The organism is Serratia sp. 2880STDY5682894 (genome assembly GCF_001537385.1).
Lineage (GTDB): Bacteria > Pseudomonadota > Gammaproteobacteria > Enterobacterales > Enterobacteriaceae > Serratia > Serratia nevei.
In genome coordinates this window covers 216,768-237,762 of record NZ_FCJA01000003.1, presented here as the reverse complement: position 1 = coordinate 237,762, position 20,995 = coordinate 216,768, and the positions used below count along the sequence as shown (strand labels likewise).

General features: G+C 58.4%; 17 protein-coding genes. 8 read left to right on the top strand and 9 right to left on the bottom strand.

Features of this window, described 5'->3' with window-relative positions; genetic code table 11:
- Window positions 1–59: 59 nt before the first annotated feature.
- The 4 genes from AWX27_RS09430 to AWX27_RS09415 all read left to right on the top strand — a co-directional run bounded on the left by AWX27_RS09430 (window position 60) and on the right by AWX27_RS09415 (window position 5,032).
- Window positions 60–767, top strand: coding sequence for a glutathione S-transferase N-terminal domain-containing protein (locus AWX27_RS09430; protein ID WP_060421340.1), 708 nt, complete (start codon window positions 60–62; stop codon window positions 765–767).
- Window positions 768–897: 130 nt separating this feature from the next.
- Window positions 898–2,325, top strand: a complete 1,428-nt coding sequence (phoA, locus tag AWX27_RS09425; RefSeq protein ID WP_033646822.1) for an alkaline phosphatase — start codon at window positions 898–900, stop codon at window positions 2,323–2,325.
- Between the two features lie 461 nt (window positions 2,326–2,786).
- Complete coding sequence (locus AWX27_RS09420; RefSeq protein ID WP_060421338.1) at window positions 2,787–4,367, top strand: malate:quinone oxidoreductase; 1,581 nt, start codon at window positions 2,787–2,789, stop codon at window positions 4,365–4,367.
- A gap of 206 nt (window positions 4,368–4,573) precedes the next feature.
- Window positions 4,574–5,032, top strand: a complete 459-nt coding sequence (locus AWX27_RS09415) for a helix-turn-helix domain-containing protein (protein WP_019454454.1) — start codon at window positions 4,574–4,576, stop codon at window positions 5,030–5,032.
- A gap of 74 nt (window positions 5,033–5,106) precedes the next feature.
- Here the strand turns inward: AWX27_RS09415 and AWX27_RS09410 are convergent, their stop codons facing one another.
- The 4 genes from AWX27_RS09410 to AWX27_RS09395 are packed head-to-tail and all read right to left on the bottom strand — an operon-like array spanning window position 5,107 to window position 10,070.
- Entirely contained in the window at window positions 5,107–6,174 is a 1,068-nt protein-coding gene (locus AWX27_RS09410) for a fimbrial protein (protein ID WP_369819303.1), read from the bottom strand.
- A 14-nt stretch (window positions 6,175–6,188) separates the two neighbouring features.
- A complete protein-coding gene (locus tag AWX27_RS09405) occupies window positions 6,189–8,783 on the bottom strand; it encodes a fimbria/pilus outer membrane usher protein (protein WP_060421332.1) in 2,595 nt (864 codons plus the stop codon).
- 12 nt (window positions 8,784–8,795) lie between these two features.
- Window positions 8,796–9,482, bottom strand: a complete 687-nt coding sequence (locus tag AWX27_RS09400) for a fimbrial biogenesis chaperone (protein ID WP_038880905.1) — start codon at window positions 9,480–9,482, stop codon at window positions 8,796–8,798.
- A gap of 48 nt (window positions 9,483–9,530) precedes the next feature.
- A complete protein-coding gene (locus AWX27_RS09395; protein WP_060421329.1) occupies window positions 9,531–10,070 on the bottom strand; it encodes a fimbrial protein in 540 nt (179 codons plus the stop codon).
- A 513-nt stretch (window positions 10,071–10,583) separates the two neighbouring features.
- Between AWX27_RS09395 and AWX27_RS09390 the strand changes: the two genes are divergently transcribed.
- The 3 genes from AWX27_RS09390 (at window position 10,584) to AWX27_RS09380 (ending at window position 13,723) form a co-directional block, all read left to right on the top strand.
- Window positions 10,584–11,300: an EAL domain-containing protein gene (locus AWX27_RS09390; RefSeq protein ID WP_033637688.1), complete on the top strand. Its 717-nt coding sequence runs from the start codon at window positions 10,584–10,586 to the stop codon at window positions 11,298–11,300.
- A 21-nt stretch (window positions 11,301–11,321) separates the two neighbouring features.
- Window positions 11,322–11,912 (top strand): LuxR family transcriptional regulator, encoded by a 591-nt coding sequence (locus tag AWX27_RS09385; protein ID WP_004939094.1) that lies wholly within the window; start codon window positions 11,322–11,324, stop codon window positions 11,910–11,912.
- A 185-nt stretch (window positions 11,913–12,097) separates the two neighbouring features.
- On the top strand, window positions 12,098–13,723 hold the full coding sequence (locus AWX27_RS09380; protein WP_060421327.1) for an FMN-binding glutamate synthase family protein: 1,626 nt from the start codon (window positions 12,098–12,100) through the stop codon (window positions 13,721–13,723).
- Between the two features lie 108 nt (window positions 13,724–13,831).
- Here the strand turns inward: AWX27_RS09380 and betA are convergent, their stop codons facing one another.
- From betA to betI, 3 genes are all read right to left on the bottom strand, one after another.
- The gene (betA, locus tag AWX27_RS09375; RefSeq protein ID WP_060421324.1) at window positions 13,832–15,499 is read right to left on the bottom strand and encodes a choline dehydrogenase; all 1,668 of its coding nucleotides are present in this window, start codon (window positions 15,497–15,499) and stop codon (window positions 13,832–13,834) included.
- Between the two features lie 224 nt (window positions 15,500–15,723).
- On the bottom strand, window positions 15,724–17,196 hold the full coding sequence (gene betB, locus AWX27_RS09370; RefSeq protein WP_033653381.1) for a betaine-aldehyde dehydrogenase: 1,473 nt from the start codon (window positions 17,194–17,196) through the stop codon (window positions 15,724–15,726).
- Between the two features lie 14 nt (window positions 17,197–17,210).
- Window positions 17,211–17,813, bottom strand: coding sequence for a transcriptional regulator BetI (gene betI, locus AWX27_RS09365; RefSeq protein WP_038880897.1), 603 nt, complete (start codon window positions 17,811–17,813; stop codon window positions 17,211–17,213).
- A 398-nt stretch (window positions 17,814–18,211) separates the two neighbouring features.
- Here betI and AWX27_RS09360 point away from each other — a divergent pair, with 398 nt between their 5' ends.
- The gene (locus tag AWX27_RS09360) at window positions 18,212–20,251 is read left to right on the top strand and encodes a choline transporter (RefSeq protein WP_060421320.1); all 2,040 of its coding nucleotides are present in this window, start codon (window positions 18,212–18,214) and stop codon (window positions 20,249–20,251) included.
- Between the two features lie 44 nt (window positions 20,252–20,295).
- Here the strand turns inward: AWX27_RS09360 and AWX27_RS09355 are convergent, their stop codons facing one another.
- Both AWX27_RS09355 and AWX27_RS24470 read right to left on the bottom strand, forming a co-directional pair.
- Window positions 20,296–20,766, bottom strand: coding sequence for a YkgB family protein (locus AWX27_RS09355; RefSeq protein ID WP_033637683.1), 471 nt, complete (start codon window positions 20,764–20,766; stop codon window positions 20,296–20,298).
- A 65-nt stretch (window positions 20,767–20,831) separates the two neighbouring features.
- Window positions 20,832–20,995, bottom strand: a 164-nt coding sequence (locus AWX27_RS24470; protein ID WP_156428560.1) for a pentapeptide MXKDX repeat protein, incomplete at its 5' end; no start/stop codon positions are given.

Sequence of the window (20,995 nt, the reverse complement as noted above, 5' to 3'; positions counted from 1 at the left end):
GTTTTACTGCAATACTCAAGGGGTACGCTTAAGCGACCCCGCCAACCCGAGGAGTTTCCATGCTCGATTCCACCCAATTCCCGATCGTCAAACGCTGGCCGGCTCAGCACCCGGAACGGCTGCAGCTCTATTCCCTGCCGACGCCGAACGGCGTCAAAGTATCCATCATGTTGGAAGAGATCGGCCTGCCTTATGAAGCGCACCTGATCGACATCGGCAACAACGAAACCTGGACGCCGGAATTTCTGGCGCTGAACCCGAACGGCAAGATCCCGGCGATCATCGATCCCGATGGCCCCAGCGGCCGACCGCTGCCGCTGTTCGAATCCGGCGCCATTCTGCTCTACCTGGCGGAAAAGAGCGGCCGTTTCCTGCCGCAGGATCCGGCGCAGCGTTATGAAACCATTCAGTGGGTGTTCTTCCAGATGGCCGCCGTCGGCCCGATGTTCGGCCAGCTCGGTTTCTTCCACAAGTTTGCCGGACGCGAGTATGAAGACAAACGGCCGCTGGAGCGCTACAAGAACGAATCGAAACGCCTGCTCGGCGTGCTGGAAACGCGCCTTGAAGGCCGCGACTGGATCATGGGCGCGGACTACACCATCGCCGATATCTCGCTGCTGGGCTGGGTGCGTAACCTGATCGGCTTTTATGAGGCGCGCGAGCTGGTGGAGTTCGACAGTTTCCCGCGCGTCGCGCAGTGGCTGGAGCGAGGTCTGGCGCGGCCGGCGGTGCAGCGCGGGCTGTCTATCCCGGCGCGCGCGGCCTGACGCCAAACGGGGTGGCCGCCGGGCCATCCCGTCTTTCGCTGTCATAAAATTGTCATCCCTCTGCTCTACTCTCCTTACGTAACAATTTGATGTTATTTACATTGTTGTATTACGACAAGGAGCTTACCCCATGCAACCTGCTGTATCCCTGATCGCCGGCGCCGTGCTGTCCGCCCTGCTCTGTTCTTCCGCCATCGCGGCGGAAACCTCGGCCAATGCCGATGGCCTGACCGAGCGCGCCGCGCGCGGCACCCTCACCGAGCCGGGCGGTGCCCGTCGTCTGGCCGGCGATCAGACCGCCGCGCTGAAGGCGTCGCTGTCGGACAAAACGGTGAAAAACGTGATCCTGCTGATTGGCGACGGCATGGGGGATTCCGAGATCACCGCCGCGCGTAACTACGCCGAAGGCGCAGGCGGTTACTTCAAGGGTATCGACGCTCTGCCGCTGACCGGGCAATACACCCACTACTCGCTGGACAAGAAAACCCACAAACCGGATTACGTAACCGACTCCGCCGCCTCCGCCACCGCCTGGGCCACCGGGGTGAAAACCTATAACGGCGCGCTCGGCGTGGACGTGAACGGCAAAGACCAGCCAACGCTGCTGGAGATCGCCAAAGCGGCCGGCAAGGCCACCGGCAACGTCTCCACCGCCGAACTGCAGGACGCTACGCCGGCGGCGCTGGTGTCGCACGTCACCTCGCGCAAATGCTACGGCCCGGAGGAAACCAGCGAGAAATGCGCTGCTAACGCGCTGGAAAACGGCGGCCGCGGCTCCATCACCGAGCAGTTGCTGAAAACCCGCGCCGACGTCACGCTGGGCGGCGGCGCGAAATCCTTCAACCAACTGGCGAAAAGCGGCGAATGGCAAGGAAAATCTCTGAAGGACCAGGCGGCAGCGCAGGGTTACCAGTGGGTGAGCAATGCGGATGAACTGCAGGCCGTTACCCTGGCCAATCAGCAAAAACCGCTGCTGGGCCTGTTCGCCGACGGCAACATGCCGGTGCGCTGGCTGGGGCCGAAAGCCAGCTATCACGGCAACCTCGACAAGCCGGCGGTAACCTGCGAAAACAACCCGGCGCGCACCGCGGCCACGCCAACGCTGGCGGCGATGACCGAAAAAGCGATCGCGCTGCTGAAAGACAACCCGAACGGTTTCTTCCTGCAGGTAGAGGGCGCGTCGATCGATAAGCAGGATCACGCCGCCAACCCGTGCGGGCAGATTGGTGAAACCGTCGATCTGGACGAAGCGGTGCAAAAAGCGCTGGCCTTCGCCCGCGCCGACGGCAACACGCTGGTGATCGTCACCGCCGACCACGCGCACTCCAGCCAGATCGTCGCCGCCGACGCCAAAGCGCCGGGCCTGACCCAGACACTGACCACCAAAGACGGCGCGCCGATGACCCTCAGCTACGGCAACTCGGAAGAAGAATCGCAGGGGCACACCGGCACCCAGCTGCGCGTCGCGGCCTATGGCCCGCACGCCGCCAATGTGGTGGGGTTGACCGATCAGACCGATCTGTTCTTCACCATGCGCGATGCGATGGGCATCAAGTAACCGCCTTGTGAATCCTGGCCGCCCGCAACGGCGGCCATTTATTATTGGTTACCGATGCGTATTTGCAATTTAACCGCAATTATTGTGTGATAACGAAATAACGTTTAATTGCGCGACAATTAACCCCTGAAAATAACGCGGTTATACGGCCTTTCTCCCCTCTCTGTTTATTCCTGCGACAGCAACCGGCCGTTTTTTGCTTATATTCATTTTTTTTAGTTACAAAAGTAGTTTTTAACATTCTCGCAAACAATAATACCCCGCCAGTAACGTGAACCGATCAATTTGCATCCGGACGGCCTGCAATAGTTCACTTTTCGTTAAAAACCCTATTAACAAAAAGGCATTATCGCTGCCTATCGGCTCACGCCGGGCGGTCGGCTTCATTATTTTCCAGGGTAACTCCCGCTAAATTCTTTCACCTGCAATGAGTAGAATTTACACACAAGAGATTTAATTCAATGAGAAAATTACTCGTCCTGATTTTCAGTCTCAGCCTGTTTAGCGTTACGCAGCAGGCAGCGGCTGAAGAGAAGAATAAAACCGTCGACGTGGTGTTGATCGGCGGCGGCATCATGAGCGCGACCTTGGGTACCTATCTGCATGAGCTGGAGCCGACCTGGACCATCGACATGTACGAGCGCATGAACGGCGTGGCGGAAGAGAGCTCCAACGGCTGGAACAACGCCGGTACCGGCCACTCCGCCTTTAGCGAAATGAACTACACGCCGGAAAAAGCCGATGGCACCATCGACATCAGCAAGGCGGTGAAGGTCAACGAGTCTTTCGAAATCTCCCGCCAGTTCTGGTCTTATCAGGTGAAGAACGATGTCCTGAAAGATCCGAAATCCTTCATTAACAGCGTGCCACACATGAGCTTTGTGTGGGGTGACGACAACGTCAACTTCCTGCGTAAACGCTACGCGGCGCTGCAGCACAGCACCCTGTTCCGCGGCATGGAATACTCCGAAGATCCTGCGCAAATCAAACAGTGGGCGCCACTGGTGATGAACGGCCGCGATCCGGCGCAGAAAATCGCCGCGACCCGCATGCCGCTGGGTACCGACGTTAACTTCGGCGTGATCACCCACCAGCTGGTTGACGCGCTGAGCACCAGCGACAAGTTCAAGCTGAACCTGAGCCACGAAGTGCGCGACATCAAGCGCAACGCCGACCAGACCTGGAGCGTGACCGTTGCCGATCTGAACCGCGACGGTAAAGAAACCACCGTTAACGCCAAGTTCGTGTTCATCGGCGCCGGCGGCGCGTCCCTGACCCTGCTGCAGAAATCCGGCATCCCAGAAGCCGACGGCTACGGCGGCTTCCCGGTCGGCGGCCAGTTCCTGGTCACCACCAACCCGGCGATCGCCAACCAGCACCTGGCCAAAGTGTATGGCCTGGCCAGCGTAGGTTCGCCGCCGATGTCCGTGCCACACCTGGATACCCGCATGCTGGACGGCAAGCGCGTGCTGCTGTTCGGGCCGTTCGCCACCTTCTCCAGCAAGTTCCTGAAGAACGGTTCGCTGTTCGATCTGATGCACTCGCTGAGCACCTCGAACCTGATGCCGATGACCCACGTTGGTCTGGATAACTTCGATCTGGTGAAATACCTGGTCGGCCAGCTGATGATGAACGACGACGATCGCTTCGCCGCATTGAAAGAGTACTTCCCGGACGCCAAGCAGGAAGACTGGAAGCTGTGGACCGCAGGCCAGCGCGTACAGATCATCAAGAAAGACGCAGATAAAGGCGGCGTGCTGCAGTTCGGCACCGAAGTCGTCAGCTCTGAAGACGGTAGCATCGCCGCTCTGCTGGGCGCTTCGCCGGGCGCTTCCACCGCTGCGCCAATCATGCTGCACCTGATGGAAACCGTGTTCAAAGACAAAGTGGCGACGCCGGAATGGCAGAGCAAGCTGAAAGAGATCATCCCGTCCTACGGCCACAAGCTGAACGGCGATATCGAGATGACCAACAAGATCCGCGGCTACACCAGCAGCGTACTGGGTCTGAACTACATTGAAGTGAAGCCGGAAACTAACTGATTTTCCACTCATTTCCTGCTGAAAAGGCCGCTTTATGCGGCCTTTCTTTTATCCCCCTGCCGTTCAAAGAGCATTTTTGGCTACCTTTTTACCCCCGGTTTACCCTTGCGTAACGGCGCACTCACGCCTATTATCAAAGCATATTCTTGGATAATTAAGCTAAGTCACTGTGACCTGAATGTCGTTTTTGCGGGAGAACTAAAACCATGGATCGCGTCAATATCATTCACGATTTACTAGACTGGATTGAAACTCATCTGGACCAGCCGCTGCTGCTGGATAACGTCGCCGCCAAATCGGGCTACTCCAAATGGCACCTGCAGCGCATGTTCCGCAGCACCACCGGCCACGCGCTCGGCAGCTATATCCGCGAGCGGCGTCTTTCGCAGGCGGCGCAGGCGCTGCGTTCCAGCCCACGCCCGATCCTGGATATCGCCCTGCAATACCATTTCGACTCTCAGCCTTCGTTCTCACGCGCCTTCAAGAAACAGTTTGGCAAAACCCCGGCAGTCTATCGCCGCACCACCCGCTGGGACGTCGCGGAATGGCCGGCGCAGCCGGTAGAGGCGGAGGCCGAACCGCGCCACGATGCCCCTACGCTGCCTCGTTGGTATGCGGGCAAGCCGCCGGAAGGCGTCTGCACCAGCTGGATGGGGCTGCGTTAATCGGCACGGCATAAGGCACAAAAAAGGGGTCAGTTCGCGAGAACTGCCCCCTTTTTTATTGAAGCGACACCGGATTATTTGAAGGTGACGTCGACGTTGGCGGTTGCGTTGAACACCCCAGTCTTCGGCGTATTGGTCAACCACTTCAGGTTCGCGATAAAGGTCTCTTTCACTTCGTTCTGCTTATCCTGCAGCACGCCGCCGAAATCCACGTTGGTTTGCAGTGGGATCGGTTTTTTATTGGTATCACGCTGCTGAGTCAGGAAGATCGCTACGCCCGGCTTGGTGGTCGGCAGGATCTGCGTGTTGTCTGACGGATCGGCGTTGGTGCTGCTGAAACTGGCCTGCAAAGACTGGCCGGCACATTCGCCGCCGCTCAGGCTGGCCTTGATATCAAACGGCACCTGCTTGGCGATAGTGCCAGTTTTGGCGCTGGAAGTCGTCAGCACGCCGAAATCAACGCTGGCGCCGTTGTTGGCCAACACGGTGATCTGCGGGTTGCACTGGATCACGCGGATCTTGTCCAGCCCCTTGATATAGGCGTTAAAGTTGCTGTCTTTGGTGGCGTTCAGGCCACCCACGCCGTCAATCTGGAACAGCGACGCGCGCGCCAGCGGCTGGAAGTTGCCCGCCGGCGGTTTCACCCCGGTAGCCTTGATATACACCGAATAGGTGGCCGTCACCGCCTGCGGCGCAGCCGGGCTTCTGCCGTTAGTGCGGATCGTACCCGGCCCCAGATTTGGACCGGTCGGCGTCTTGCCGCTTTGCAGCAGGTTGACCGAATCATAGTCGATGCCATTAATAGACACCCCAATAGACAACGATTTATCCAGCGCCCCGAACGAGTTTTGCGGGTTCCAGTAAATGTAGGCGTTTTCCCCCTGTGGGAATCTATCTGTATCCCAGCAGGTAAAGGTGGAGGTAAAGTTCTGCGAACGCCAAATCAGGTTGCCCGCCACAAAGTCGCTGGCGGCCAGCACGATCGGACGGCCGACGTCAATATCCTGCGTCACGCTGCCGGTTGGCTTGCTATTGCCGGTCGAGTTGCCGAAGCGGCACTGCATCGCCGACGCCTGTTGCGCCATCGCCAACCCGGCCAGCCCCACCACCGACAGAAGTGTGTTACGTGCTAATTTGCTCAAGTTCATGGTGTACCTTACAGTTTTTGGCATTGCAGGGTCAGTTCCTGATATCCCATGGCCACTTGTTTGTCGCCCACGTTCACCGGGATCGGCAGTACGCATTGCTGGTCGGCTTTCGGGCCCCATTTGATCGTCAGTTTTTCACCCGCTTTCACCCCGGAGACATAGGTCGCGCCGTTCAGGCCCACGGTACCGCTGTTGCGGCCGGACTCGTTGAACACGCCGGCACCGATGGCCGGATAGCCGTTATCACCCAGACGAGCGTGAATCAGCAGGCTGACGCCCTTGAAGGTATCGAAGCTCACCTTCACCACCGATTTCTCGGTCGGGACCACTTGTTTACTGGCCACCGGCACATCCAGGCCCGGGCCGAAGTCTTCGGTGCGCAGCGCCACATAGTTGTAGCGGTAAGCGGTAGCCGACGGCACCACTGCATAACCGAAGCGGTCGATGGTCACGCCCGGCTGGTTTTCCAGACGCACGCCTTTGGCATCTTTCGCTTCCACCAGCAAGATGGTGTTCTGCAACGGCTGCGTCAGGGTCGCGCCGCCGGAGTGCACCAGCAGGCCACCGGAGAGGCCCAGCCCTTCCTGACGGTATTTCGAGCTATAGGCATAGCTACCGTCGATGTTACCGATGCTGCTGCTGTAGCCCAGGTTCAGGTTGCTGCTCTGACCGGAGGACTGCGTATGCCCGGTGGAGACCGAGTAGTTCATGCGACGGTCGTCCAGCATGGTGCCGCTGATACCGGTCGAGTAGCTGTCGCCGCTCTGCTTGCTGTGCGCCGCACTGAAGTTGGCAGTGGTTGAGTTGTTGTTCTGTCCCCAATCCAGCGGGATCGACATCGTGAAGTTCACGCTGCGATCGGAATAACCGTACTGGCCGCGCGTATCCTGCAGATAAACGCCGTAGGAAATGCGCTTGAAGCCATCGTTGTAGCCCAGCTGAATCGTGCGATCGTTGCCGGACACGCCCCAGTAGTTCTGGTGGCTCACGTTGGCGTACAGGCTGGCGCCCGCCCACAGCTGCTGGCTGAGCGACAGCTCGACGCGTTCGCGTTTGTTGCCGTAGCGCGCAGTGTATCGGGTACGTTTCTGGTTGTTGCTCCAGGAAGGCTGGCCCGGCTGCAGATCGTTCGGATCCCAATAATCGTTGGCATAAAAGCCGTTGCGCCAGCGGTTGCGCTCCTGGACCGCATCACTGAGATCATAATAACCGGAAGTCGCATAGCGATAGCCCGCCAACTGGAAGTTGGTACCCATCTGGTTAAGCGACTTGGAGTACAGGAAACGGAAGCTCTGCCCCTGTTTGCGATCGCCGTTCGCCAGCTCGGTATCGGAGATCGAACCGTCCACGGAGATGGCACCCCACGATCCCAGGCTCTTACCGATACCCACGGCGGCGGAACGGTAGTGTTCGGCGATGATGGCGCCGCCGAACGGCGTCAGGCCATAGTTCATGCCGTATGCCGCGGTGCCCTGGATCAGCTTCGGCTGATAACCGCCATCGCCGGTGTGGTATTTACCGGCAGTCAGCTGGAAGTTCCAAATGCCTTCTCGCAGCATGTTGGCCACGGAAGAGTAGGCGACGCTGAACGTTTTATGCGAACCGTCGGCCTCGTTCACGGTGACCTGCAGGTCACCGTTGTTGGTATGCGGATAGACGTCGTGGATCTCGAAAGGACCCGGCGCGACGTTGGTGCTGTAGATGACGTAACCGTTCTGGCGAATTTCGACGCGGGCGTTGGTTGCCGCCACGCCGCGCACCACCGGCGCATAACCGCGCAGGCTGTCCGGCAGCATGTCGTCAACGCTGGAGAGTTGCACCCCGCGGAACTGGAAGCTGTTGAACACGCTGTTGTTGGTGCTCGCCTGCCCCATCACCAAACGGCTGCGCCATGGCACGATGTCGGTCTCGGCCCAGGAAGAGACGTTAGTCCAGTTGCTGCTGCTGCCGCTCTGTTTGTCCCAGGTGGAGTTGTTGCGCAGGCGCCATCTGCCCAGGTTAAGGCCGCTGTTCAACGCGAGGAACATGTACTCGCTGTCGTCGGCGTCATCTCGGCGATAGCTGTTCTTGTTGTAGTTGAAGTTATAGTTGGCGAACAGCGCGTTGATGCCTTCATCGTACATGCTTGGCGGGATCGCGCCGATAGCGCTCAGATCCATCATGGTCTGAGGCACGGAAATGTTGATCTGCTGCACCGCCGCGTCATAGCTGACGGTGGCGTCTTTAATCAACGCAGGCAGATCAACGCAGCTGCCGGCCTGCAGCGTTTCCGGCAGTTTGATGCCGTAGTTGCGCAGGTCTTCAACTTTCAGGCAGGGTTGAGACGCGGCCTGGCCTTTAGCCTGACGAAAAGTAACATCCTTATGATCGACCTGAGTCAGGTTGACGTAGATGTCGAATGGGTAAACGCCCGGTTGCAAAGCATCGCCCTGGGCGACCGCTTCCGCGTTGCTCAGGTTTTCATCGCCGTGAATAAACGACATGTTAAACTCTGCCAGCGCCGCTTCACTCCATAACATCGGCGCACTGGCGGCAATGATTGCAATTCGGATCAGCTGTGTCAGCCGCGTCGTTCCGCCTGCTACTTTTCGTTGATTTGCCATTCCCTGTCTCTCTTATTGTACTGGAACGTCCTTGACTTCCGTTCTACCGCCAAAATCGTTGATATAACTGAAAGCAATCTTGTTGCCGACGCTGACGCCCGCCGGGATGTTGATCGATAAGCGATCTTTCGGGTTCACCATATTGGCGTCCACATCCACGGTCTTGCCCGCGCTGTTTTTCAAATGCAGCGCCCCAAAGGTGATATGCAGCGGGCCATCGTTAATCACTTGCAGACGTGAACCTTCACGCTGCCAACGCAAGTTTTGTACTTGCTCGTCCAGCGTCGTTTTCAACGCCACCGGCCGGTAAAAAAGTTTGATTCGGGTACGCACCGCAACCTGAAGCACGTTTTCCTGCTTCGGTGCCGGTGGAATTTCCTGCACGTTAATCCACAGCAGAGTTTCTTTATCCTGAGGTAAACCCGTACCGGAATAGATAAAGCGCAGAACTGCAGTTTTAGCGGCGTCCAATTTCAGAATCGGTGGAACGACAACGACAGGCAGATTTTTCGGCACTTGGTTTCTGTCACCGGTGTCCAGCCAGGTCTGCACCATATAAGCTTCTGAAGCATCGTTATGGATTGGCAGCGAGGCGGATTTGTCATCGCCTTTATAAATCACGCGAGTGGCATCTACCTGGATACCGGCGTAGCTGTTAAAGGCGCCCAGCATCAGCAGAGCAGCAAAGAACTTTTTCATCGGTTTCCTCTACGGGCCATCCTTGGCCGTGTGTGTCCTGAAAGACGATTATTTGTATTCGATGGTGAACGGGCTGGTGGCGTTAGCCAGACCCGCGGTCACTGCAGCGAATGAACGGTAACGAGCCTGCAGGTTGAAGGTCGCTTTACCGTCAGCAGCGATGGTGACTTTCGCTACGTCGTCTTTGATGTTGGAACCGTCGCCGATAGCGAATGGCTTGCCGTTGTTGTCAGTGATTTCGATACCCACGCCGGTAGCTGCAGTGCCAGTGCCACCCACGTTGCTTACGGACAGCAGGTCTGGGTTGCCGGCAACGGTGTTACCGTCGAAGCGCAGGCTGTAATCGCCGGCATCACATTTTTCCAGAGAGATCTGGAAAGCTTTAGATGCAGATTTGTCACCCACGTTTTGGAAAGCAGAAGTTGGGTAAGTACCCAGGTAAACTTCTTTATTCTGAGTATCGCTAGTTACCTGGCAGGTAGACTGTTTGATTTCACCGGTGAATTTAACAGTGCCGCTTGCTGCCATTGCGTTGGAAGCAGTTGCAGACAATACCAGGGCAGCCAAAGGCAATAATACTTTTTTCATTTCCAGCTCCATAGAACAATAAAATAATCGATTCAGTGGCGGGCTTATATATATATTGCCGCCACTGAGCATACACTCAGCGATAGCACTCCCTTGCTGAAAAGGAGCGTTGCCTCGATGAACTCATTGCCGGACGAAATATAGACTAAGCATATTCTTAATGTTAAATCGTTTAAAACATTCATAAGGCCCTCTTGATAGGAATAAACTATCGGCGGATACCTATCGATCGATGTTGACGATTCATATGAATAGGAATAATCTGTGTTTGGGAAAGCTGCAGAGTTCAAGATTTTGCATTAAGGCCTGAAAATCAGAATATTATCCCGAATATTTACATTTAGTAACAGATTGCGACGTTTGGACTTTGGCACGAATTACGCGTTAAATGGTCTGTCGACACGCTTCGGCCATCCTGACGTTTTAAATAAGAAATTTACCAATAAACCCGGAGTAACTTTCTTTTTAATCATTTAAAATCAACAAGTTAAATATCAATCCAAGGATTGGGAAATGAGCGGTTCTTTCAGAGAGAAAAATAACGGCATTAATTATGTTTTTCAGCCAATGTTCGCGAAATCGGGACAATTGCTGGCCGTTGAATGTCTGTCTCGCTTTACGTTTAATAGCGAATATGCCCATTTTTCTCCTGAACAGTTCTTTCGCCACGCCGACAGTGCCACTCGGATTGAGATTTTGATGGATCAGATCAATCTGATCGATAAATACAAACACTGGTTTCATGAAAACCAAGTGATAGCCACTTTGAATGTTGACGATTATTCCCTGCAATCGCTGGCGAATACTCACTTTGCCGAAAGAATTAACGCTATGCGCTGTATTCATTTCGAGATCAGCGAGAATTCAACCCGGCTGGTGAAAGATCGCGTGCACGGCGATCCGTCATTGAATAGTTATTCATTTTGGCTCGATGATTTTGGTTCTGGCTATGCGGGTTTTTCCGCGTTGTACAACAGCCAGTTCCGCTTCGTTAAGCTCGACCGTTTTCTGCTTTGGGACTTCATGAAAAAGTCCGGCGGCGAGGGCTTGATGCGCGCGTTACTGCGCTTCTTTTACCTTAATCATTACAAGGTAATTATCGAAGGAGTTGAAACTCCCGAACACAAGAAATGGCTGGATGAAATGCCATATTACGCACTGCAGGGAAAGCTGTGGAAGGAATCCAGCATCAAGGATTTGAACTCGCTTCTTACAGCTGAATACTTTTAACTCGGTATTGGTGTTTGCCCTATGTCTAAAAACAACGTTCTTGTGATTAGTGAGTGTAAGTACAGCTATGTTGGCCTGTCGGTGCTGCTGAAGAAACACTACGGCGCGTACGATATCCGCCTGTTTTCCGATTTCATGCACGGCGGCGCCAAAGCAGAGAAGATCACCAAGCACGATATCGCGCTGATTTTCACCTCGCAAAACCTCGAACAGAGCGTCAACGTGATCGAAAGCCTGGTGTCCCTGCACCAGCAGTACAACAGCAAAACGCGCCTGTTGGTGTTCTATGACGACGAGCGCGTGGTGAAACTGTTGTCGATCCTGGGGATTTCCGTCGAGTTGGTCTCCACCCGCATTCCGCTTTATTCGCTGCAGGAAAAAATCCAGCGGCTGCTGGAAAGCAAAGAACCGGGCGGCATCAGAGTGCAGAAAACCCGCGAGCTCAGCCCGGCGGAAAGCGACGTTATCTTCAATCTGCTGCGCGGCGACAGCCTGCTGCACATTGCGGAAAAGCGCGGTACGCACCCAAAAACCATCTTCTCGCAGAAATACAGCGCGATGAAAAAGCTGCGGCTGCGCAGCATGAGCACCATCTTCGTCGCCGGCAAATAACCTGCCCTGGCTTGTTGCGCGGTACGCCGCGCGGCAACCGGCTCTCCCCCGCCAAGTTAAATTAATGTAACAACCAGCGACAAAGCAGCAACAGACACACAACATCCTCTCCTGTTGGCTACGATTTGCACACGGATTATCCGTGAGTCATGTCGTGTGGATTAAAATAAACATCAGGAGATGTTATGAAGTCGTCCTTATTCAGCCGCTACACCTGCTTTGTGCTGAGCATCTTGCTCACCCTGGTTTTCTTAATCATGATGCGCAACCATCCGTGGTTCTGGCTGCCGGCCCTGGCCTGCGGTGGCTTGATGGTGCTGGGTATCTACGATCTCACGCAACAGCGCCACGCCATCTGCCGCAACTACCCGATCATCGGCCGCCTGCGTTTCTTCTTCGAATTCATCCGTCCGGAACTGCGCCAGTATTTCCTCGAGCAGGATAATGAAGAGATCCCGTTTTCGCGCACCCAGCGCACGCTGGTGTATCGCCGGGCGAAAAACGAGATGGGCGACAAGCCGTTCGGCACCCTGCTGGACGTCTATCAAACCGGCTATGAGTGCATCGGCCACTCCATGCGGCCGGTGGAAGCCGCCGACCCAACCAGTTTCCGCATCACCATCGGCGGCGCCGACTGCCGCCAGCCCTACTCCGCGTCGATCTTCAACATTTCGGCCATGAGCTTCGGCGCGCTCTCCGCCAATGCCATCCGCGCGCTCAACCTCGGCGCGGCCAAGGGCAATTTCTACCACGACACCGGCGAGGGCAGCATCAGCCGCTATCACCGGGAAAACAACGGCGATCTGGTGTGGGAGCTGGGCAGCGGCTATTTCGGCTGCCGCACCGCCGACGGCCATTTCGATCCGCGGCGCTTTGCCGAACAGGCGCAAAGCCCGCAGGTGAAAATGATTGAAATCAAGCTCAGCCAGGGCGCCAAACCCGGCCACGGCGGCATTCTGCCGGCGAAGAAGGTGGATGCGGAAATCGCCGCCACCCGCGGCGTGCCGGAAGGGGTCGATTGCATCTCGCCGGCGTCGCACAGCGCCTTCACCACTCCGCTGGAAATGATGCATTTCATCCAGCAGCTGCGCGAGCTGTCAGGTGGCAAGCCGGTCGGTTTCAAGCTGTGCATCGGCCATCCGTGGGAGTTTGTCGCCATCGTCAAGGCGATGCTGCACACCCGCATCCTGCCGGATTTCATCGTGGTAGACGGCAAGGAAGGCGGCACCGGCGCCGCGCCGCTCGAGCTTTCCAACTATATGGGCATGCCGCTGCGCGAAGGGCTGCTGTTCGTGCATAACACGCTGGTAGGCTGCGGCCTGCGTGACCAGATCAAGGTAGGCGCCAGCGGCAAGATCATCAGCGCCTTCGACATCGCCAGCGTGCTGGTGCTCGGCGCCGACTGGGTGAACTCGGCGCGCGGCTTTATGTTCGCCGTCGGCTGCATCCAGTCGCAAAGCTGCCACACCAACCACTGCCCGACCGGCGTGGCGACGCAAGATCCGCTGCGGCAAAAGGCGCTGGTGGTGCCGAACAAGGCGGAACGCGTCTACCACTTCCATCAAAATACGGTGAAAGCGCTGGCGGACATGCTGGCGGCGGCCGGCGTCAGCCGCCCGGAGCAGCTGACCTCGCACCATATGCTGCGCCGCATCACGCCGACCGAGATCAAGGTGTACGCCGATATCTATTACTACCTGGAGCCGGGCGCGCTGCTGCAGCCGGAGATCAAAAGCGAGTTCTATGCCCGCATGTGGCGTATGGCGACGCCCACCAGTTTCGATCAGGCGATCTCGCTGCCGGCGGCATGATGGGATAAGGTATAAAAGGGAGTTGCCCCCTCGCCTTGGGGAAGAGCATATGGAGAGGGGTTGCTTGCTACGGCGGCCCTCCCCCTCAACGGCGAGAGGGCGTGTCGGTTACTGCTTGCGCACCGGCGCATCGCCGGCGACGTAATAGTCGGCGGTGCTGCGCGGCAGCGGCGCGCGCTGGCGAATGCGATCGGCTAACTTCTCGGCGATCATGATGGTGGTGGCGTTCAGGTTGCCGGTGATGATCAGCGGCATGATCGACGCATCCACCACCCGCAATCCTTCCATGCCGTGCACCCGGCCCTGACCATCGACCACCGCCATCTCATCCTCACCCATCTTGCACGAGCAGGACGGGTGGAAGGCGGTTTCGGCGTGCTCGCGCACGAAAGCGTCCAGCTGCTCGTCGGTCTGCACCTCCGGCCCCGGGCTTATCTCGCGGCCGCGGTATTCGTCCAGCGCCGGCTGCGCCATGATCTCGCGCGTGATGCGAATAGCGTCGCGGAACTCCTGCCAGTCCTGCTCGGTCGCCATGTAGTTGAACAGAATGCTCGGGTGCTGGCGCGGATCTTTCGATTTCACCTGCACCCGGCCGCGGCTCGGCGAACGCATCGAGCCGACGTGCGCCTGGAAACCGTGCTCTTTCACCGCGTTGCTGCCGTTGTAGTTAATCGCCACCGGCAGGAAGTGATACTGAATATTCGGCCAGGCGAACTCTGCGCGGCTGCGGATAAAACCGCCGGCCTCGAACTGGTTGCTGGCGCCGATGCCGGTGCCGTTGAACAGCCATTCCGCGCCAATCTTCGGCTGGTTGAACCATTGCAGCGCCGGGTACAGCGACACCGGTTTCTTACAGGCGTACTGCAGGTACATCTCCAGGTGATCCTGCAGGTTTTCCCCGACGCCCGGCAGATCGTGCACCACGTTGATATCCAGACTTTTCAGCAGCGCCGCCGGGCCGACGCCCGAACGCTGCAGGATCTGCGGCGAGGCGATGGCGCCGGCGCACAGCAACACTTCGCGCCGCGCTTTGGCGTGGGTCAGCTGATTGCTGTCGCCCTGCAAATAGTTGACGCCCACCGCACGCTTGCCGTCGAACACGATGTGGTCGGTCAGCGCATGGGTGACGATTTTCAGGTTCGGCCGCGAACGCGCCTGATCCAGATAACCGCGGGCGGTGCTGGCGCGGCGCCCTTTCGGCGTCACGGTGCGATCCATCGGGCCGAAGCCTTCTTGCTGGTAGCCGTTCAGATCGTCGGTGCGCGGGTAACCCGCCTGCACGCCGGCTTCCACCATGGCGTGGAACAGTTCGTTGTTGCCGGCTTTCGGCGTGGTGACGCTCACCGGGCCTTCGCCGCCGTGGTAATCGTTCGGGCCGATATCGCGGGTTTCCGCCTTGCGGAAATACGGCAAGCAGTCCAGATAGGTCCAGTCTTCCAGACCCGGCGCCTTGGCCCAGTTATCGAAGTCCATCGCGTTGCCGCGAATGTAACACATGCCGTTGATCAGGGACGAACCGCCCAGCCCTTTGCCGCGGCCGCATTCCATCCGGCGATTGTTCATATGCGGCTCAGGATCGGTTTCATACGCCCAGTTATAGCGGCGGCCCTGCAGCGGAAACGCCAGCGCGGCCGGCATCTGAGTACGGAAATCCATCCGGTAATCCGGGCCGCCGGCTTCCAGCAGCAGGACGCTGACGTCAGCATCCTCGGTCAATCGGGTGGCTAACACGTTGCCGGCGGAACCGGCACCGATAATGATGTAGTCAAATTCCATTCATTATCTCCTAAATATTCGTATGCCTGAATGATGCGAATGGCTTGAATTCCGCATGCTGAATATAACAAGGCAGTTTTGGATGCGAAAAAGATATATCCCCTATGGATTTCGAGTTACAGCTAGGCGGCAAGGGCGCAGAGCCCCAGGAGCTTACTCAAGTAAGTGACTGGGGTCTGCGCTCGCAGCCAACAACGCTGTAGCTTGAAAGACGACGGGGATAGTTAAAATACCGAGGCGTATTCGCCCAGCTCGACCTGCACCGATTTGATCTGGGTGTAGTGTTCCAGCGTCGTCAGGCCGTTCTCGCGGCCAACGCCGGACTGCTTGTAGCCGCCGACCGGCATTTCCGCCGCCGACTCGCCCCAGGTGTTGATCCAGCAAATGCCGGCTTCCAGCTGGTGGATCACGCGGTGCGCACGAGCCAGATCGTTGGTCACCACGCCCGCAGCCAGGCCGAAGGTGGTGTCATTGGCGCGGCGCACCACTTCCTCTTCGCTCTGGTAGCTGAGAATGCTCATCACCGGCCCGAAGATCTCCTCGCGCACGATTTCCATGTCGTCGCGGCAGTCGCTGAATACCGTCGGCGCCACGTAAGCGCCCTTGCCGAATTCGCCGTGGGTGACGCGTTCGCCGCCGCACAGCAGGCGCGCGCCGCTGTTCTTGCCGCTCTCGATAAAGCGCAGCACCGACTCCATGTGCGCGAAGCTGACCAGCGGCCCGAAGTTGGTCTGCGGATCGGTCGGATCGCCGAGGCGAATGCGCTTCACGCGCTCGAGGATTTTCGCCTCAAACTGCGCCTGCAGCGCCGCCGGCACGAAGACGCGGGTGCCGTTGGTGCACACCTGGCCGGAGCTGTAGAAGTTGGCCATCATGGCGATATCGGCGGCGCGATCCAGATCGGCGTCGTCGAAAATAATCAGCGGCGACTTGCCGCCCAGTTCCATGGTGACTTCCTTCAGCGTCGACCCCGACGCGTTGGCCATCACCTTCTTGCCGGTTTTCACCCCGCCGGTGAAAGAGACTTTGGCGATGCCCGGATGGTCGGTCAGGTACTGCCCCACCTCCGCGCCGCTGCCGGTCACCACGTTGAACACGCCGTCCGGCAGGCCGGCTTCGGTGTAAATTTCCGCCAGCTTCAGCGCCGTCAGCGACGTGACTTCGCTCGGTTTGAAGATCATCGCGTTGCCCGCCGCCAGCGCCGGCGCGGACTTCCACAGCGCGATTTGAATCGGGTAGTTCCAGGCGCCGATGCCGGCCACCACGCCCAGCGGTTCGCGGCGGGTGTAAACGAATGAGGTTTCGCGCAGCGGGATCTGTTCGCCTTCAATGGCCGGGATCAGGCCGGCGTAATACTCCAGCACGTCGGCGCCGGTGACGATGTCCACCGCGGTGGTTTCCGACATCGCTTTGCCGGTATCCAGCGTTTCCAGCGCCGCCAGCTCATCGTTACGCTCGCGCAGAATATCCACCGCGCGACGCAGGATGCGCGAACGCGCCATCGCCGTCATCGCCGCCCACACCTTCTGCCCGCTGGCCGCGCTGGCCACCGCACGATCGACGTCTTCAGCGCCGGCGGCCTGGACTTCAGCCAGAACTTCGCCGTTCGCCGGGTTAATGGCGTTGAAGGTTTTTCCAGCGGTGCTGTCTACATAGGCGCCATGAATATAGAGCTTCTGCAAGCCAAAACGGGACATAGGATCTCCTTGGGTTATCCTCCGGGCGGCGTCTGCCCCCGGAGTTGGAACGTGATGTATTCGGTCGTGAGCGCCAGCGCCTGCGACTGATTGAACGCCGAGCCGCGCAGCGCGCTGCGCAGCCACAGTCCGTCGATCAGCGCCGCCAGCCCCTTGGCCGCCAACCGCGCCTGCGGCTGCGGCATGACGCGGCGAAACTCGGCGCACAGGTTGGAATAGAGCCGGCGGCCGTTCACCTGCTGCAGCCGGTTGAGCTGCGGTTGGTGCAGACTGCTGGCCCAAAAGGCCAGCCAGGTCTTCATCGCCGCGCTGTTGATCTGGCTGTCGTCGAAGTTGCCGGCGACGATCGCCTGCAGCCGCGCCGCCGGGCTGTTATCGGTCAGCGCCTGCAAGCGCAGCTTCACCGCCTCGCCCAGATGGCTGATCAGATAGCGCATCGTGGCTTCCAGCAGGCCGTTCTTGTCCTTGAAATAATGGCTGATGATGCCGTTGGAAACGCCGGCCCGCCGCGCGATCTGCGCGATGGTGGCGTCATGCATTCCCACTTCGTTTACCGCGGCGAGCGTGGCATCAATCAACTGCTGCCTTCTGATTGGCTGCATTCCTACCTTTGGCATATTTCGACTCTCACAAAACCGACTTCGGCCTTATCTCAGCGGGCAAATTTCACTGCCGTTTCGCCCGTGATTCAGGTCATCATGAGGACTATTAAACTTTTTTTTGATTGAACGTTCAATAAAAATTGCATATATTTTATTGCCGCCTGGTTAAAAATTTGTACTATCTGGTTGTGGAACTGGCTGATTTTTGTGAGGTAATTAACGAATCTGACCAAAATCAGTGGCTGTAAGCGGTTCCCGCCGCGAAGCGCGCCGGCGCTTCATTAACAGGCGAAAGCGGCATCATTCAGGCCCTCCTCTACGGAGACGGCCGCCGCCTTCATTCGCCCGTTTTTCAGAGGCCAACGCGCCCCGAAATGCGGAGCGGCACGATTTTCTCAGTTCAGAGGATGACGATGACAACCCACGAAACCTCCTCCAAACCGCAGCAGGACCGCCTCAACCCTGTGGTTTTCTTCACCTCGGCGGGGCTGATCCTGGCCTTCTCGCTGATGACCATCTTTTTCACCGACTTCTCCGGGCAGTGGATCACCCGCACGCTGAATTGGGTGTCAGCCACCTTCGGTTGGTACTACCTGCTGGCGGCGACGCTGTACATCGTGTTCGTGGTGTTTATCGCCGCTTCGCGCTTCGGTTCGATCAAGCTCGGGCCGGAGCAGTCCAAGCCGGAATTCAGCCTGATGAGCTGGGCGGCGATGCTGTTCGCCGCCGGCATCGGCATCGACCTGATGTTCTTCTCGGTCGCCGAGCCGGTAACCCAGTACATGATGCCGCCGGAAGGTGACGCGCAAACGCTGGAAGCCGCGCGCCAGGCGATGGTCTGGACGCTGTTCCACTACGGCCTGACCGGCTGGTCGATGTATGCGCTGATGGGCATCGCCCTCGGCTACTTCAGCTATCGCTACAATCTGCCGTTGACCATCCGCTCGGCGCTGTACCCGATCTTCGGTAAGCGCATCAACGGCCCGATCGGCCACAGCGTGGACATCGCCGCGGTGCTCGGCACCATCTTCGGCATCGCCACCACGCTGGGCATCGGCGTGGTGCAGCTCAACTACGGCCTCAAGGTGCTGTTCGAGATCCCGGAAAACCTGACGGTGCAGGGCTCGCTGATCCTGCTGTCGGTGATCATGGCCACCATCTCGGTCACCTCGGGCGTCAACAAGGGCATCCGCATCCTGTCCGAGCTGAACGTGCTGCTGGCGCTGGGCCTGATCCTGTTCGTGCTGTTCTTCGGTGACACCGAGTTCCTGCTCAACGCGCTGGTGCTCAACGTCGGCGATTACGTCAATCGCTTTATGGGCATGACGCTCAACAGCTTCGCCTTCGATCGGCCGGTGGAGTGGATGAACAACTGGACGCTGTTCTTCTGGGCCTGGTGGGTGGCGTGGTCGCCGTTCGTCGGCCTGTTCCTGGCGCGCATCTCGCGCGGGCGCACCATTCGCCAGTTCGTGGTCGGCACGCTGATCATACCGTTCGTGTTCACCCTGCTGTGGCTGTCTATCTTCGGCAACAGCGCGCTGTACCAGATCATTCACGGCAACGCCGAGTTTGCGCAGGAAGTGATGCAGTTCCCGGAGCGCGGCTTCTACAGTCTGCTGGCGCAATACCCCGGCTTCACCTTCAGCGCCTCGGTGGCCACCATCACCGGCCTGCTGTTCTACGTCACCTCGGCGGACTCCGGCTCGCTGGTGCTGGGCAACTTCACCTCGCGCCTGGCCGACATCAATAATGATGCGCCGAACTGGCTGCGGATTTTCTGGTCGGTGGCCATCGGCCTGCTGACCATCGGCATGCTGATGACCGACGGCGTGCCGGCGCTGCAGAAAACCACGGTGATCATGGGCCTGCCGTTCAGCTTCGTGATCTTCTTCGTGATGGCCGGGCTGTATAAATCGCTGCGGGTGGAAGACTACCGCAAGGCCAGTGCGCTCAGTACCCTGGCACCGGTGCCGGTCTCCAGCCACGACGTGCTCAACTGGAAACAGCGCCTGTCGCGGGTGATGAACTACCCGGGCACCCAGTACACGCAGAAGATGTTGGATAAGGTTTGCCGTCCGGCGATGCAGGACGTGGCGCGCGAGCTGGAGTTGCGCGGCGCGAAAGTGGAGTTCAGCGAAGTGCCGCCGACCGAAGACGAGCGTCTGAACCACCTGGAGCTGCTGGTGCGCCTGGGCGAGGAACAGAACTTTATCTATCAGATCTGGCCGATGCGCTACTCGGTGCCGGGCTTCACCTACCGCGCCCGCTCCGGCAAGTCGCACTACTACCGGCTGGAAACCTTCCTGATGGAAGGCACCCAGGGCAACGACCTGATGGACTACAGCAAGGAACAGGTGATTGGCGATATCCTCGACCAGTACGAGAAGCACCTGAACTTCCTGCACATTCATCGCGAAGCGCCGGGGGGCACCCTGACCTTCCCGGATATGTGATGGTCGATAAATCACGAGAGGGCGTAGCCAGGCTACGCCCTTTTTTATGCCTGCTCGGCCGGCAAGTCGGCTTTCAGCAGCACCAGGGAACCGGCCAGCAACACCAGATCCTTGATTAAAAAGCTGGTGGCGCCGGCCATGGCCGGAAAACCGCCGGCGGAAGGCTCCCAGGCCCCCGGCGTGGAAAAGATCAGCGTCAGCGTGGTCAGGTAGGTCACCGTCGAACCGATCGCCCCCAGCAACCCCAGCCGCCGTGACCAGAATCCCGCCAGCAGCAGCAAACCGAAGCTCCACTCGGCAACGCCCAGCGCATAGCTGGCGCCGCGGATGCCGAACGCCTGATGCATCCAGCTCAGCAGCGGGCTGTTGCCGATCAGCGGTACCAGCCCCTGCGCCTCGTAATCAAACCACTTGGCGTAACCGAAGGCGGCGAAGATCACCACCAGCGCCGCGCGCATAAAGATAACGTCCCCGTTCGAGCGCTGAAAGCGCCGCAGCCATGTCGCCAGCATCATCCTCTCTCCTTATGTTGCCCACGGCCGCCGCGGATCGCCCGCTTGCGGCCGCGGGGTACGGCGGCTTAGTGCCCCATCGCGTCCTTCTTCATTTCGTCTTTCTTCATGCCGTCTTTGGCCATACCGTCTTTCGCCATGCCATCCTTTTTCATCGCGTCTTTGCCCATCTTGTCTTTCTTCATGCACTCCTTGCCCATGCACGCTTTCTTCATGCCATCTTTGGCCATGC